The sequence below is a fragment of the Pseudomonadota bacterium genome, from assembly GCA_010028905.1.
Taxonomy (GTDB): domain Bacteria; phylum Vulcanimicrobiota; class Xenobia; order RGZZ01; family RGZZ01; genus RGZZ01.
The window spans coordinates 1-13,589 of the sequence record RGZZ01000093.1; the positions used below are offsets into that span (position 1 = coordinate 1).

13 protein-coding genes are annotated in these 13,589 nt (G+C 69.4%); 8 read left to right on the forward strand and 5 right to left on the reverse strand.

The window, feature by feature from the left end:
• The first annotated feature begins 309 nt into the window (after window positions 1–309).
• Window positions 310–1,899 (forward strand): MFS transporter, encoded by a 1,590-nt coding sequence (locus EB084_08865; GenBank protein NDD28358.1) that lies wholly within the window; start codon window positions 310–312, stop codon window positions 1,897–1,899.
• Here EB084_08865 and EB084_08870 read toward each other — a convergent pair.
• Both EB084_08870 and EB084_08875 read right to left on the reverse strand, forming a co-directional pair.
• Entirely contained in the window at window positions 1,896–2,084 is a 189-nt protein-coding gene (locus EB084_08870; protein ID NDD28359.1) for a hypothetical protein, read from the reverse strand. The two genes, EB084_08865 and EB084_08870, sit on opposite strands and share 4 nt — an antisense overlap.
• Before the next feature lie 71 nt (window positions 2,085–2,155).
• Window positions 2,156–4,690, reverse strand: a complete 2,535-nt coding sequence (locus tag EB084_08875) for a DUF5060 domain-containing protein (GenBank protein ID NDD28360.1) — start codon at window positions 4,688–4,690, stop codon at window positions 2,156–2,158.
• 17 nt (window positions 4,691–4,707) lie between these two features.
• Here EB084_08875 and EB084_08880 point away from each other — a divergent pair, with 17 nt between their 5' ends.
• Window positions 4,708–6,225, forward strand: a complete 1,518-nt coding sequence (locus EB084_08880; protein NDD28361.1) for a hypothetical protein — start codon at window positions 4,708–4,710, stop codon at window positions 6,223–6,225.
• Here the strand turns inward: EB084_08880 and EB084_08885 are convergent.
• Window positions 6,140–6,937 carry a hypothetical protein gene (locus EB084_08885; GenBank protein NDD28362.1) on the reverse strand — a complete coding sequence of 266 codons (798 nt, stop codon included), beginning with the start codon at window positions 6,935–6,937 and terminating at the stop codon, window positions 6,140–6,142. The two genes, EB084_08880 and EB084_08885, sit on opposite strands and share 86 nt — an antisense overlap.
• 149 nt (window positions 6,938–7,086) lie before the next feature.
• On the opposite strand from EB084_08885, the gene EB084_08890 reads away from it, so the two are divergent.
• From EB084_08890 to EB084_08905, 4 genes are all read left to right on the forward strand, one after another.
• Window positions 7,087–7,545 (forward strand): acyl-CoA thioesterase, encoded by a 459-nt coding sequence (locus EB084_08890; protein NDD28363.1) that lies wholly within the window; start codon window positions 7,087–7,089, stop codon window positions 7,543–7,545.
• A 423-nt stretch (window positions 7,546–7,968) separates the two neighbouring features.
• Window positions 7,969–8,751 (forward strand): hypothetical protein, encoded by a 783-nt coding sequence (locus tag EB084_08895; GenBank protein NDD28364.1) that lies wholly within the window; start codon window positions 7,969–7,971, stop codon window positions 8,749–8,751.
• A 108-nt stretch (window positions 8,752–8,859) separates the two neighbouring features.
• Window positions 8,860–9,441 (forward strand): TIGR00730 family Rossman fold protein, encoded by a 582-nt coding sequence (locus EB084_08900; protein ID NDD28365.1) that lies wholly within the window; start codon window positions 8,860–8,862, stop codon window positions 9,439–9,441.
• A gap of 5 nt (window positions 9,442–9,446) precedes the next feature.
• Window positions 9,447–10,178, forward strand: a complete 732-nt coding sequence (locus EB084_08905; GenBank protein ID NDD28366.1) for a hypothetical protein — start codon at window positions 9,447–9,449, stop codon at window positions 10,176–10,178.
• Here EB084_08905 and EB084_08910 read toward each other — a convergent pair.
• Entirely contained in the window at window positions 10,108–10,395 is a 288-nt protein-coding gene (locus tag EB084_08910; protein ID NDD28367.1) for a Precorrin-3B methylase, read from the reverse strand. The genes EB084_08905 and EB084_08910 overlap by 71 nt on opposite strands.
• 267 nt (window positions 10,396–10,662) lie before the next feature.
• Between EB084_08910 and EB084_08915 the strand changes: the two genes are divergently transcribed.
• Window positions 10,663–11,343, forward strand: a complete 681-nt coding sequence (locus EB084_08915) for a pseudouridylate synthase (GenBank protein NDD28368.1) — start codon at window positions 10,663–10,665, stop codon at window positions 11,341–11,343.
• A 62-nt stretch (window positions 11,344–11,405) separates the two neighbouring features.
• Complete coding sequence (locus EB084_08920) at window positions 11,406–12,446, forward strand: glycosyltransferase (protein NDD28369.1); 1,041 nt, start codon at window positions 11,406–11,408, stop codon at window positions 12,444–12,446.
• Here EB084_08920 and EB084_08925 read toward each other — a convergent pair.
• Window positions 12,424–13,581, reverse strand: a complete 1,158-nt coding sequence (locus tag EB084_08925; GenBank protein ID NDD28370.1) for a glycoside hydrolase family 18 protein — start codon at window positions 13,579–13,581, stop codon at window positions 12,424–12,426. The genes EB084_08920 and EB084_08925 overlap by 23 nt on opposite strands.
• Window positions 13,582–13,589: the final 8 nt, after the last annotated feature.

Genomic DNA, 13,589 nt, shown 5'->3' on the forward strand with positions numbered 1-13,589 from the left:
CTCATGGCCTCATCCCGGAGCAGATCTGGGACGCCGACGACGTGGCGGGAACTCCCCTGGTCTTCGGGCGCCCCACCGGATCTGCCCTTCCGCTGACCTGGGCCCACGCCGAATACATCAAGCTGCGCCGATCGCTGCACGACGGTCGGGTCTTCGACACGCCGCCCACCGTGGTCGATCGCTACCAGCGCCGAGCCGTGCGCGATGGTCGCCTGACCTGGCGCTTCAATCACAAGATCAGTCGCATCCCCGCGGGACGACCGCTTCGCATCGAGACCCTGGCGCCCGCCGAGGTCCATTTCACGTGTGATGGCTGGACGACCCGCACCGTTGCCGACAGCCTGCCCCCTCGCTTTGGCGTGTACGTGTTCGACCTTCCCGCGCTGGCTCCCGGACAGCGCCTCGAGTTCACCTTCCACTGGACTGACGTCGGGCGTTGGGAAGAGCGCCCGTTTGTCGTTCGCGCGGTCTGAGACAGGCCGTGGCCCTCGCGCCCCGCGGCGGCCGGCAGGCAGCGCGCGGCGCGGAGCGAATGAGGCTCGAATGAACCTCGCTGCTCGCGTTCGGAGCGTGATTGCGCCGCCCCCTGAAACATCTCGCATCTTCTCGTCGGACGACGAGATGCGCAGGGACTATCGCGGTTGGCGCGGTCGCCAGCTGGCCACGACCTTTGTGGGCTACGCCGTGTACTACTTCGTTCGCAGCAACTTCTCGATGGCCATGCCGCTGCTCGAGCAGCAGGGGTACAGCAAGAAGACCCTTGGGTTCTATCTCACCGCGCATCAGCAGGTGTACGGGCTCTCCAAGTTCTTGAGCGGCGTCGTGGCAGATCGCACGAACCCGCGGTTCCTGATGACCCTGGGGCTGGCGGCGAGTGCGCTGGTGAACCTCGCCCTGGGCTTTGCGTCGACAGCAGAGGCGCTGGGCGTGCTGCTGGTGCTCAACGGTCTCTTCCAGGGCATGGGCTTTCCGCCCGTGGCGCGCGTCCTCGCGCACTGGTTCGGGCGTCGGGAGCGGGGCACCATGTGGGGGGTGTGGAACACCTCACATCAGTTCGGCGCGGCGGGCATCGCCGTCATGGGCGGCTACCTCGCGGCGCGCTACGGCTGGCAGGCCGTCTTCACCGTTCCGGCGATCATGGCGCTCATCACCGCGGGCGCCATCGGCGCGTTCCTGCGCGACACGCCCGGGTCGCTCGGGCTTCCACCGGTCGAGGTCTATCTCGGTGAGACGCCTGGCCCCGACGAGAGCCCGTCACCCGCCGACAGCACATCCGGCGCCTGGCGGCTGGTCTTCGGGAATCCCTACGTCTGGCTCGTCTGCTTCGCGAACTTCTTCGTCTACGTCATTCGCTACGTGTTTCTGAACTGGGCGCCCACCTATCTCAAACAGGTGAAGGGCATCGAGCTCGATGCGGCGGGGTGGAGCGTAGCCTGCTTCGAGATCGCGGGCATCGCAGGCTCGCTGCTGGCCGGATGGCTCACCGATCGCTTCTTCAGCGCGCGACGCGCGCCTGTCTGTGTGACCTTCATGATGTGTTCCGGGCTGGCCGTGCTGGGGCTGTGGGTGCTGCCGCAGGGCTCATCGCTGGCGCATGTGAACGCGCTGATCGGGGCCGCCGGGTTCTTCATCTACGGCCCTCAGTTCCTCGTGGGCGTGATGATGGCCGACATCGCATCGAAGGATGCGGTGGCCACGGCAGTGGGCCTCAGCGGATTCTTCGGCTACACCAGCGGCATCATCTCCGGCTGGGGAATGGGGTGGCTGGTCACCACCTACGGGTGGGATTTGGGCTTCCGGCTGCTCATGCTGTGCGCGGGGCTTGGCGCGCTTCTCTTCGCGGCCTGCTGGAACGCCACGGGGCCGCGCGGCCCTGTGCCTGCGTCGTCTCGGGCCTAGCGCGCGTCGGCGGTCATGAGACCGAAGATTGCGCCCATCACGGCCATGCAGATGGTGACGAAGATGGCCACCGTGAACGGCAGCTTGACCCCCGGCTTGATGTAGACGGGAACGATCATGGAAGCCGCTCCGAAGATGGCGCCGCCGATGGCGCCCTTCAGTGCATATGTTCTGCGCAGGTTCATGGCTTTCTCACTCGGGTGCTGGCGCGAGCGGGGCGCGCATCTGCTCTCGACAGGCGCACGCACGGCCGCGTCTACTGGGCCGGCTGGATGATGTACGCCGCGTCTCGCATGATGCGGGGCACGTTCAGCGTGATGCGACCATCGACGCAACGCCGGCGGTACGGGATGGAGGTTCCCGTCTCGGTGTTCCATTCCTCCACCACGTAGTCTCCGTCGAGGAATCCCTCGAGCACGACCACGCTCGGGTCGACAGGGCGCACGGGCTGGCGCAGCGCCGCACGCAGCCAGATCGCGTCCGGGTTCCTGACCCAGACCACGGCACGTGTGTTCGAGGCCCGTCCCGTGACCTGCAGGGAGGGGCGCGGTGAGCGACGGTACTGCGGCAGCCCGTACGCCACGGGAATGATGCCTGCGCCTGCGTTCCGGATTCGAATCGCGTGCCGTCCTCCTCCCACGGCCACCGCGTACCGTCGTGGGGTCTCGAGGTCGGGGGTGTCGAACGGCTGGTCGAGCCGACGTGATCCGTCGACGTCGACGACGAGCCGGCTGCCGCGGCTCGGTGGCTCGGTGACATAGATCACGCAGCGCCCGTCGACGGGGGCGATGTCGTCGGTGAACGGCGCCTGCGGCATGTCGACGAGCAGGGTGAGGGGGTTGTGCAGCTCGGGTCGCTCCTCGCCGTGCAGCATCCGACTGACAGATGAGAGGCCCCCGATGGCGCCGTCGCTCTCCACGGTTGCGGTGGCGGGCGTATTGGCGGGGCCGCGCTGCCATCCGCCACGGGTCGGGCAGATCACCACATCGCCTCGGCGCGGCGCCGAGGCTGCGGCGGACCGCATGTCGAGCACCTTCACCGAATCGGGAAGGTCAGGGAGCCACGGCGCGCTTCGGGCGAAGCGCACCACCGGCCGGAACGCGTCGTAGCGGTTGTGCGCGTCAACCACGGTGTCCCACCACCACGGCATGCCCGCTCCCGCCGCGCCAGCGAAGAGCGGCGCCCAGAGGGCCTCGTGCAGCCAGGTGCCTGCTTCGTCGCGCTCGGTCACCGCCTTGCGCACGCTGGCGGCAGCCTCGCTCACCACGACCGGGCGACCGTGGCGCTCACGCTTCTCACGGCAGATGTCTGCGATGGCACGGCCTAGATCGGCGGCACCGTACACGTGTGCCTGCAGGTAGTCGAGCACGGGGAGCGCCTCGATCTCGGGCACGCCTTCGGGGGCACCGAAGCTCACCGTGATGGGGTGGGCGTAGGGATCGGTGGCGCGGAGGGCCTGCGCCATCTCCGCCACCCATGTGCGGCAGGTCTGGGCATCGAAGCCTTCGGTGAGGTCGATCTCGTTCATGAGCTCCCACGAGAGCACCGTGGGACTCCAGCCCCAGCGCGCGGTGAGGTAGCGCAGGCGCTTGCGAAAGCCCTGACGGGCGGTCGCGTCGGCGAAGAACTCGGCGGGGCGGGTCAGGGGGCCGCCTCGCGTGCGATTGTACGGATTCCGGTTCCACAGCGCGGGGCCGGGTCGGATGCGCAGGGCGTTGAACGACTCGATGCAGAGGGCGACGCGGACGCCGCGCAACGACGCCGTCTCCACGATGTGGTCGAGTCGCCATGCTGCTTCGAGGTCATAGCGACCTCTCCCGGTCTCCAGTGCGAGCGGGGCGAAGGGCCCCGCCCAGATCCGGGCGTAGGTGGCGCCCTCGCCGGAGAGCCGCTCGAGCCAGCGGTCGTAGGCGTAGGTGGCCGCCGGACCGCTGTAGGCGAGGTTCTCTCCCACAGGAAGGATCGCGTCGCCCTCGGAAGACGCGAAGCCGCGCGCGGCCACCCGAACGAAACCGCCGCTCCCGCGTCTGGGGGGCAGGGCTTCGACCACCTGCACCGACGAGGTCTGCGATTGCCTGCCCATGCGCGCCACCACGGTGAAGCGCCAGGGTCCCACCTCGTCTGGCGTGAAGCGCACCCGCCAGCCGGGAGCCTCGCGCGGGCGCAACGACTCGCGGCCACCGGCCAGCGAGCGCTCGAAATCCTGGAACCAGAACCCGTTGACCTCGATGAGGCGCCCGCTCGGGCTCACGAAACGGCCACTTACCTCGTTCTGCTCGGGGTCGAAGGGGTTCCCCGCTGGGCTGGCCTCGATGGCCACCTCGCAGCGATCGTAGCAGCGCACGGCGCGTCCGCTCACCAGGCGGGGCGAGAGGGGAGCGGCCGACGGCCGCGGTGGAGCGCGATGGGGGAGACGGTTGGGCGGAGCGGCGACAGCAGGGGCGGGACCGCACAGGCTGACGAGCCCCGCGGCAAGGACGGCAAGCCAGCGGTTCATGTCGATGCATCGTTCCCCGTGGCGCTCGCATTTCCCCCGCGCGGCCTTCCTCGGGCGTGCAGGCCAATGCGCGCGCGCCGTCCAACCTCCGCGAGGAGGTCTCTCGTGGCACGTGAGCCTGGGCGGCTTCTGAACCCGATCACGCGGTTGCAACGCGAAGAGGAGAGCCTGTGCCAGAGAGCGTGTTCGAATCGGCCCTCGTGACCGTCTGCGACTGGGCCTGCCGGCTTGGAGGCGATCCCGGGCGAGACGCGTGGAGAGCGGTGGCGGAGAGGAACCTGGGGCAAGACGCATCGCGCTTCTCGCTCGCGGTGCTGGGCCTTCGCCTCGAGACCGCGGCGCGGGCCGGTGATGACGCACGGGTGAAGGCCATCATGCGCGCGCTGGCGACCTTCCTGCGCGACCAGCCCGCGGCCCGTCTGGCCCTCGAGTGGCAGGGTACCGGGGCGCGTCGCGTGACCAAGGACACCGCCGATCTGTGCGGGCTGCGCTTCGACGTGGCCGGGCGCCTCCTCGATCTTGATGTCTGCCTCGACGAGACGGCTCCGATGCCGAGTGATCGCTTCTTTCGCGCGCTGCTCATCGATCTGCTGACCGAGGCCCACGACGCCACGCGTGCGACCGCTGGCGGAGAGCGGGCGTCGGCGCTGTCAGCGCACGTGGCGTCGCGGCTCCACCGTCGCCTTCGTGAGGCCGCCATCCCCTCCGATTTCCGCGGGGAGGCGCTCCGCTGGATGTGGCGGGTGCTCACATCGGTGTGCGTGACGTTCGAGCGCGTGACCTCGGCCGATGACGCGCGGCGACTCGTCCTTCCCGACGCCTCGGACGCGCGGTCTCTGGGGAGCGGCGGGTTCGATCTGCGCGTGCGCCTCGTCGGAGACGAGATGCTCGATGTATGGGCGTCTGCTTCTCCGGCGGCTGTTGATGCGGCCGTCGTGAACGAGATGCTCGGGGCGCTCGCGGCGGCCTGGGGGCGTGAGGCCGCGCCGCTTGCGGGAGGCTTTCGCGAGATGCCCGTCGCCTCGCAGCCGCAGGGAGATGCGGTCGAGGGGGTGGGGCCGACCCTGCCGTCGCCGTCCGCGGTGCCCCTGGTGGCGTGCGATCTGCCGTCGACCTTCGAGGGCGCGGGCAGCGCCGCGCGGTCGTGGTCGCGCGCGCGCCGCGTGGCGACGCAGCGCGATGGGCGTCACGCATACGCGGCGCTCGAGCTCGTCGATCTGGGTCCTTTCCTCGAGACGCGCCGTTCCCTGGGAGACGTGAGCCCCACCGCCATGCTGCTCTGGCTGCTGGCCCGTCAGCCGACCTTTGCCGGTCGCGCCTTCGCCGTGATGGTCGACGTGCCGGCGCGAGGGGGCGATGGAACGGCCGCAGGCGAATCGGGGCGAACCCCTGCGATTCTGCGCGTCCGACCCGTCGACTACTTCCCCGGGGCGTTCCCGGGGGCGGGGTTCGACGTCTTCAAGACGGTCTTCGAGCGGGAGGCCGCGCTGACCCGGGAGAGGCGCTCGGCGTCATGGGAGATGCTGCGCACGCTCGCGCGACTCGACGTCGTGGCGCCGATGCGGGGGCACCCGGCGCTGCTGTCTCGGGCGCGCGATGCGTTCGGCACGGTGGGGGTCTTCATGGTTCGCGGGGCCGACGTGTTCGATGTACCCTGGCACCCGATGCTCTCCGACGGTTCTGTGGGGCTGGGCGACTTTGGTGCCGCCGTGCAGAGCGGCGAGGTGCGGTGCGCGGTCACCTTCAAGGGCGCGCGACGTCAGGTCGAGGCATGTCGCGCGGCGGTTCTGGCCGCTCTCGACCAGCCGGGTCGCTGCTTCTCGCACTGAGCGACGCGGCGGACGGCGTCGTCACTCTCTCGGCCTGACCTGGCGGACGGCTTCCCGCGGGGGAGAGGCGAACGTCGCTGGCGGTCTCCTCGGCAAGGATGTTTCCCGCTGCGTCGAGGGCGTATACGGCGCCGTCGAAGCGCGCGTGCTGCTGGGAATCGAGATGTGCAGAGGTGATCTGGAGGCGCGCCGTGCCCGTGGGCACGTGCACCTCGATGCGACCGTCGCTGGCCTGGGTGAGCATGGCGTGTTCGGCGGGAGCCGGTCTGGCGTGCAGCGTCGAGGTCAGGAGCTGGGCGGGATAGGGCTCCGCGCCCAGGTACCCGCCCTTGGCGTCGCGCACCACGACCTTGCCCTTGCCGAACACGATCTTCTCGGTGCCGCGAGGGAGGCGGAACGTGTCTGCGTCTTCGACGATGGGGGTTCGATGCGAGGATGGGCGTTCAATGCACTGCGTGCGCGGGGCTTCGTGCGCGAGGGCGGGGGCGGCCGTGAGGGCGGCGCCGAGCACCGAGGGGAGCATGACTGCCGCCAGGAGCGCGCCGAGCAGGGGAGGTCGAGCCGTCGACACCGCCGGTTCGGCGCATCGGGTCGACAGGGTCACCGCGTCGCCGTTCACAGCGGGCAGGCGGGCTTCGCTTGCGCGCACGGGTTCGCTCCACGGTGAGCGCAGCGACGCGAGGGGAGCAGGAGATGTCAGGCCGGCAATCATCAGGGAGGTCTTCCTTCAAGCATCATCCGATGATGCCATCTTGCCAGCACGGGCTCAAAAAACGCTGAACGGGGTTGCGCCGCGCGGGTTGTCGAGGGGCGCGCGTCGATGGGCAGGACTCCGGCCCGAGAGACTCAGAAGCACCCTGCATGTCTGCCTTCAACTTCAGCACCGAGGTGCGCACGCGCCTGCCAGAGACCGATGCCATGGGTGTGGTGTTCCACGGGTACTTCTTCACCTACATGGAGGTGGGACGCACCGACTACCTGCGCAACCTCGGGCTGGCCGACAGCATCGATCGCGCGCAGAACCGCCCCCCGCGTCCCATCCGCGATTTCGAGAACCTCGTGGTGCACGCGGGCTGCGACTTCAAGTCGCCCGCGCGCCTCGACGATCCGCTCGTTGTGCACGTGCGCGTGGCGCATCTCGGACGAACCTCGTTCCGCTTCGAGTTCCGCATCGTGCACAAGCGAGAGAACCGGCTCGTGGCCGAAGGTGAGTCGGTGCACGTCGCCATCGACGAGGTGACATGGAAGCCCATCGAGATTCCGCACGAGTTCCGCCAGACGGTGCGCGCGTTCGAGGGCAGCTCCCTCGACGCGTCGTGATGTCGCGCGCGGGCGTTGCCGGGGTGTGGTTCACCCGCGTGACAACGGCATGCGTGGCCGCGCTGCTGCTCGTGGGCTGCGCATTTGCGCAGGAGCCCGCGCCCAGCCTGCGGCCGCTTCTCTCAGAGCCGCCGCTGCGGGTCACGCTCGAGGCGTCTCCTCGCGGCGGCTTCGTGGCTGGGGTTCGAGCGCCGGTCCGCCTCGTGGTGCGCAACGTCACGGGCTCACCTGGGCTCACCCAGACACCCGTGGCCGTCGTCTTGCGCGGTGTCACCTGGAAGGGATGCCCGCCGGATCGTCGCAGCTGGCTGCATCCGGTGATGGGCGATGTGCGCGAGATGTCAGACGGCGCGCTGGTGCTCGACACGTCGGCGTCCCGCCTCAGTGAGGTGATGATCGAGTCAGCCCTGATCTTCCCTGGGGGTGGTCATCGACATGCCGTACACGCCGCAGCGGGCCGGGATGCAGAAGGTCGACATCTCGTATGGCGTCGTCGGTCCGGGGGAGACGTGGGCCGACCGCGTGTGGTGTGCCCGCGGAGGCGAGGGGCGCTTCCAGACGTGGCCGCGCGCCACCTCATGGGAGATCGACGCGATGCAGGGCAGTGGTGGGGCGGGGGTCGTGCGTCAGAGCATGCGCGCCAGCGGAACTCCCATCGAGCTGCACCACGAGACGTGGTCGGTCTTGCTCTCGGGACGCGCCGATCCGAAGGGCCTGGCCACCGGTGGGCTCAACGCCGATCGCGCGCTCGAGAAGGTGGGCTGGGCGGGCGCGGAACGGGCGCGTCCGAAGGCGCAGGTGTGGCGCTTCTGGAGACCGTCGCTGTCGGCCTGGTTCTTCGTGCGCGATGATGGCAGCGCTGTCGCGCTTCGCCGCGAGGGGGGGCGCTGGGAGCGTGAGCCCATGCCGGCCATGGCGGTCACGGTGCCGGAGGCGTTCGGGGCGGCGCCGGACGGGGCCACCGACATGCTCCTGAAGCCGGAGATCTTCGGCGATCTCGTTGAGGTGAGGGAGCCCTTGCGCCGCGGTCGCTACGACATCGGAGCGAGTCGCGTCGAGCCGTCGCGCATCTGGGCCGTGCTGCGTCGCGCCCTTGCGCAGCGGGTTGATCTCCGCTACGAGACCTTCAACGCGAGCGGGCTCGGCAACGAGCAGGTCCTCTCCGCGGGGGTGAGGCTCGATCACCAAGGTCGGTGGCTCCCCTAGGTTCATGGTTTACAGGGGTGAGCGCAGGCTTCACCAGCGCCGGGTGCGAACACGATCACGCGGCGGGTCTTCCCTTCGAGGCGGCACGCAGACGAGGAGCCTGAGGCCATGAGACGCATCTGCGTGTTCTGCGGTTCGAGTGCCGGTGCCCGCGACGGGTACGCTGAGGCGGCGCGTCATGTGGGGCGTGAGCTCGCCCATCGCGGCATCGGTCTGGTGTACGGCGGTGGCGGGGTGGGGCTCATGGGCATCGTGGCAGACGCCGTGCTCGAGGCCGGGGGCGAGGTCGATGGCGTCATCCCGCACGCACTCGAGGTGCGCGAGCTCTCGCACAGAGGGGTCACCCGCCTTCACATCGTCGACTCGATGCACGAGCGCAAAGCCCTGATGGCTGAGCTTGCCGACGGGTTCGTGGTGCTGCCCGGCGGCATGGGCACCATGGAGGAGATGTGCGAGGTGCTGACCTGGGCGCAGCTGGGGCTGCACGTCAAGCCGTGCGGGCTGCTCGACGTGAGCGGATACTGGACGCCGCTCATCCGCTTCTTCGACCATGCGGTGGATGAGGGCTTCCTGCGTCCTGAGCATCGCTCTCTCATGCTCGTCGACGATGACCCTGCTGCGCTCATCACGCGCATGGCGACGTGGCAGCCTCTGCCCGGCCCGCGCTGGATCACGCGAGGGGAGACCTGAGGGCCGTGGCGTCCGATCCAGGGGGGGGGCCTCCTTCGAAGCGACGCAGCAGCCGTGAGCGGGCGGCCGACATCCGTCCCGAAGACGTGATGCGCAGCAGCCGTGAGCGGGCGGCCGACATCCGTCCGGAAGACGTCATGCGCAGCAGCCGTGAGCGGGCGGCTGACATCCGTCCGGAAGACGTCATGCGCAGCAGCCGAGAGCGGGCCGCCGATACCCGTCCGGAAGACGTGATGCGGAGCAGCCGGGAGCGCCAGGACGGCAGCGTGGTGCTGCGTGGCCGTCGCTCGATGGGGGCGGCCCGTCGCATGCGGGCCGCAGCCGATTCGCGTGTCATTGAGGGGCGTCCAGACGATGGCGGGGGGGCCTGGCCCGATTCCCTTTCGGCTCCCGCGGTCGAGCCGCCTGCGCCACCGCCCCTGTCTCAGGCGCCTGCGCCTGCACCCGCGGTGTTCCTGCCGCGGGTGGAGCGGGTGCCGTGGGAGAGCATCGTCGCCCTCGCGCGGCGATACGACCCGCTTCAGATCACGGGAGGGCTCGATCGCGCCATCGCGCTCTCTGACAGCGTGCGCCGCGAGTTCGCCGCGCGGGGGGGGTTCAGCGTCGCCCCGCTGCTGCTGGCGGCGTGCCTGGCCTTCGAGTGCCGATCGATGCAGCACTGCGGCATCATTCCCCAGGGCGACGATCTGATGTACCTCTGCGCCCTTCACGCGGCGGTCGTGTCCGCTTCTCCCTGACGGGTCTCTTCTTGGGTGGGCGGCCGTGGGTGCCGTAGTACTTCTCGCTGCGGTAGCGCAGCCAGACGCGCAGGGCCTGCGGAACCCTGGTTCGCTCGTCGGGTGTCAGGCGCGCATAGAGGCGAAGGGCGCGGGTTCGGGCGAGGCGCGCCGCACCGTTGTGATGGGCGTCCCAGTGCCCGCGCGCAGCGCGGATGAGGCGACAGACCTCTTTCACGAGGGCCGCGCCGTGAAGCTCGCATTGGGCTTCTGGCGCGCGTTCCGACGATGGGACGTCGTGCTCGAGCCAGGGAGGGAGGGGAGCGCGCTCGGCTTCGCTCTCGCGCACCTCCTCGTCTTCGTCTTCTTCTTCTTCGTCGTCGTGCTTCGCGTGCTCGTCGCGCATGCGTCCCAGGGTTCGACGCGCGCGCCTCTGATCCCGTGAGCACGGCACCTGGTCACCGTCAGCAGGTACTGACGGAGGAGCGCGCAAACGTCATCGGCGATGATGGAGATTCTCTACGCCGACGATGATGTCGTGGCGGTGAGCAAGCCGCCGGGTCTGGCCGTGCACCGTGGGTGGGACCGCTCGCGTGACGTTGCCTTGACCCGGGTGCGGGACGCTGTTGGTCGCCACGTGTGGCCGGCGCATCGCCTCGACCGACCGGCGAGCGGCGTGCTTCTCTTCGCGGTCGAGCGCGAGGCTGCGCGCGCGCTGTACCAGATGTTCGCCGATGGGGCGGTTCAGAAGCGCTACCTCGCCCTGGTGCGCGGTTGCGCGCCGGAAGAGGGGATCATCGAGCACCCGCTGCGCCGCACCCGCGATGGCCCTCGCCTCGACGCATCGACGGCCTACCGTCGGGTGGCCCTTGTCGAGCGGCCCGACCTCCCGCGCGCCTACTCGCTCGTCGAAGCCCGCCCTCGAACGGGTCGGCTGCACCAGATCCGTCGTCACTTCCAGCACATCAGCCATCCGCTCATCGGCGATGTCCGGTACGGCAAGGGAGAGCACAACCGATTGTTCCGAGAGCGCTTCGGCCTGCAGCGGCTGTTCCTCCATGCCTGCGAGCTCGGGTTCCGCCATCCGCGAACAGGCGAGCCTGTGGTGGTGAGGGCGCCGCTGGCCGACGATCTGCGGTGCGTGCTCGAGGCGCTGGGGCTCTCCCTCGCCGACCTGCCTCTCTGATCAGAGACCTTCACGGTCGCGCGCGACAGAGGGGCCTGCAGGGAGGGCGCGAAGCAACGGGCGTGCGCGTTCTTCTCGTCGGACCCACCTCACTCGATGGCGTAGGCGGTAATGTGTCGACCATTGCGCGTCTGCGCGACGCGTTGCGCGGTGCGGGCGTCGACATCGTGTACCGTGCCGCGGAAGAGGCACTCGCGGTCGACGGCGCGTTCGACGTGGTGCACGCCTTTCACGCCTTACGTGCCGCTCCGCGCGCGGCGGAGGTTGCCGCCGGGGTCGGCGCGCCTCTCGTCATCACCCTCACGGGCACCGACCTGCGCCCTCCGCATCGCACCGGGCTGGGCATCGGAGCGTCGGTTCGAGACGCCGAAGACGAAGATTGCGCCTTTCGCGCCATTCTCGATCGAGCCTCGGCGGTGGTCGTGTTCGACGACGCGATGCGTGAGGAGGCCGAGGCACGGGGGGGGCGTCGTGCGCTCGAGGTCATTGCCCAGGGGTGCGACCCGCCTCGTCTGGGAGACGGGGGAGAGGGACGCGCAGTGCTGGGGGTTGAGAGCGATAGCCTCGTCTTCGTCATGGTGGCGGGCCTTCGGCCGGTGAAGCAGCCGCACGTCATTCTGCCCTGGCTTGCGCGCGTGAGGCAGCGCGCGCCGCGTCTCGTGTATCGCGTCATCGGGCCTCGTCTCGATGCGCGCTACGCGGTGCATCTCGGCGATCTCTTTGCATCGGCCGGCGGATGGGCCCGTCTGGTAGACCCCGTGCCGCACGCGCGCATGAGCGCCGTGTACGCGGCGGCTGATGTGGTGGTGAACGCGTCGCTCGTCGAGGGCATGAGCGGTGCGCTGGTCGAGGCCATGTCGCACGGTCGCGCCGTCCTGGCGTCAGACATCCCCGCCAATCGCTCGCTCGTCGATCACGGGGTGGACGGCCTTCTCTTCGATGGGGAAGAGGCGTTCGTCACCGCGGTGTGCGATCTGCTCGACGCGCGTGCGCGCGAACGCCTCGGAGAGGCGGCGAGACGCCGGCCACGCACCTCGGTGGCCGAGGAGCGCGATCGGCATCTCGCCCTCTACCGTCGGGTCAAGGCGACAGGTGGGCGTTGACGGTGCGCAGCAGCGACAGCGGCGAGGTGATGTCGCGCACGTCTGACGACAGCTCCCACATCATCACGCCGCCCAGGCGATTCGCCACCACGTAGTCGGTCTTGAGGGCCACGCCCTGGGGGTCATCGTAGGTGACGAAGATGGCACCGCCTGTGCCCGACGCATAGACCCACGGCACCTTTGCGGTGTCATCCCAGAAGCGGATCCAGCCACCGCCCGCGGCGAGGCGCCCCACGATGTCGCTGTAGTCGAAGACCCCGGTGCTGTCCCAGGTGCCCGCGGGCACGCCGGCAGAGGTCTGGAACAGCCCGTTGCCCGTCGCGGGCACGCCGCTCCACGAGCGGCCATAGGCGCCCACGCCCAGCACGATCTTCGTAGACGGCACGCCCGCGGCGAGGTAGCCCTTCACCGTCGACGCGATGTTGAAGCTCGGGTCACCCGGTGCGGCAGGGTTCGCGTAGAGCGGACAGTGATGGTTGGTGGTGGTCTCCCACGCCCCGTGGTAGTCGTATGACATGATGTTGAACCAGTCGATGACGCCAGCCACCGGCGCCAGTTCGAGGTTGGCGTAGATGGAGGTACCCGCGGGGGCTGCGATGGTGAGCAGGTAGCGCTTGCCGTCTTTCGCGCCCTGGGCGTCGAGGGTGGCGCGCAGCGCCTGCAGCAGAAGGGTGTAGTTGTGTCGATCGTCAGGTCGATAGACGTTGCTCGAGAGCCCTCCGCTCACGGGATACTCCCAGTCGATGTCGACGCCGTCGAAGCCGTACTTCGCGGCAAACGCCGCGGCCGACTGGGCGAAGGTCTGGCGGCTCGCGTCGGTGAGCGCGACATCAGAGAAGCGTCCCGAGAGCGTCCATCCCCCGACGGAGATCATCGTGCGCAGGTTCGGGTGCAGCTGCTTGAGCTTGATGAGCTGGTTGAAGTTGCCGCGCAAGGGCTGGTCCCAGGTGTCTCCCGGGAACGCCTTGTCGGTGGCGGCATAGCTGTCGTAGACCACCACCTGCCCGCTGTCGGAGATGTTGGCGAAGGCATAGTTCACCACGTCGAGCGCGTCGGCGGGGATGTTTGCGGGGGTGTAGGCGCGCTGGTAGATGCTCCACTCGGTGAAGTACGCCACGCGCTTGCGAGCGGGCAGGGGAGCGG

Bases quoted from the DNA above. Each gene is read 5' to 3' on its own strand.
- EB084_08865 (NDD28358.1), top strand. From the start codon at position 310: ATGGCTGGACGACCCGCACCGTTGCCGACAGCCTGCCCCCTCGCTTTG.
- EB084_08870 (NDD28359.1), bottom strand. From the start codon at position 2,084: ATGAACCTGCGCAGAACATATGCACTGAAGGGCGCCATCGGCGGCGCC.
- EB084_08875 (NDD28360.1), bottom strand. From the start codon at position 4,690: ATGCGTCTTGCCCCAGGTTCCTCTCCGCCACCGCTCTCCACGCGTCTC.
- EB084_08885 (NDD28362.1), bottom strand. From the start codon at position 6,937: ATGATTGCCGGCCTGACATCTCCTGCTCCCCTCGCGTCGCTGCGCTCA.
- EB084_08890 (NDD28363.1), top strand. From the start codon at position 7,087: ATGTCTGCCTTCAACTTCAGCACCGAGGTGCGCACGCGCCTGCCAGAG.
- EB084_08900 (NDD28365.1), top strand. From the start codon at position 8,860: ATGAGACGCATCTGCGTGTTCTGCGGTTCGAGTGCCGGTGCCCGCGAC.
- EB084_08915 (NDD28368.1), top strand. From the start codon at position 10,663: ATGATGGAGATTCTCTACGCCGACGATGATGTCGTGGCGGTGAGCAAG.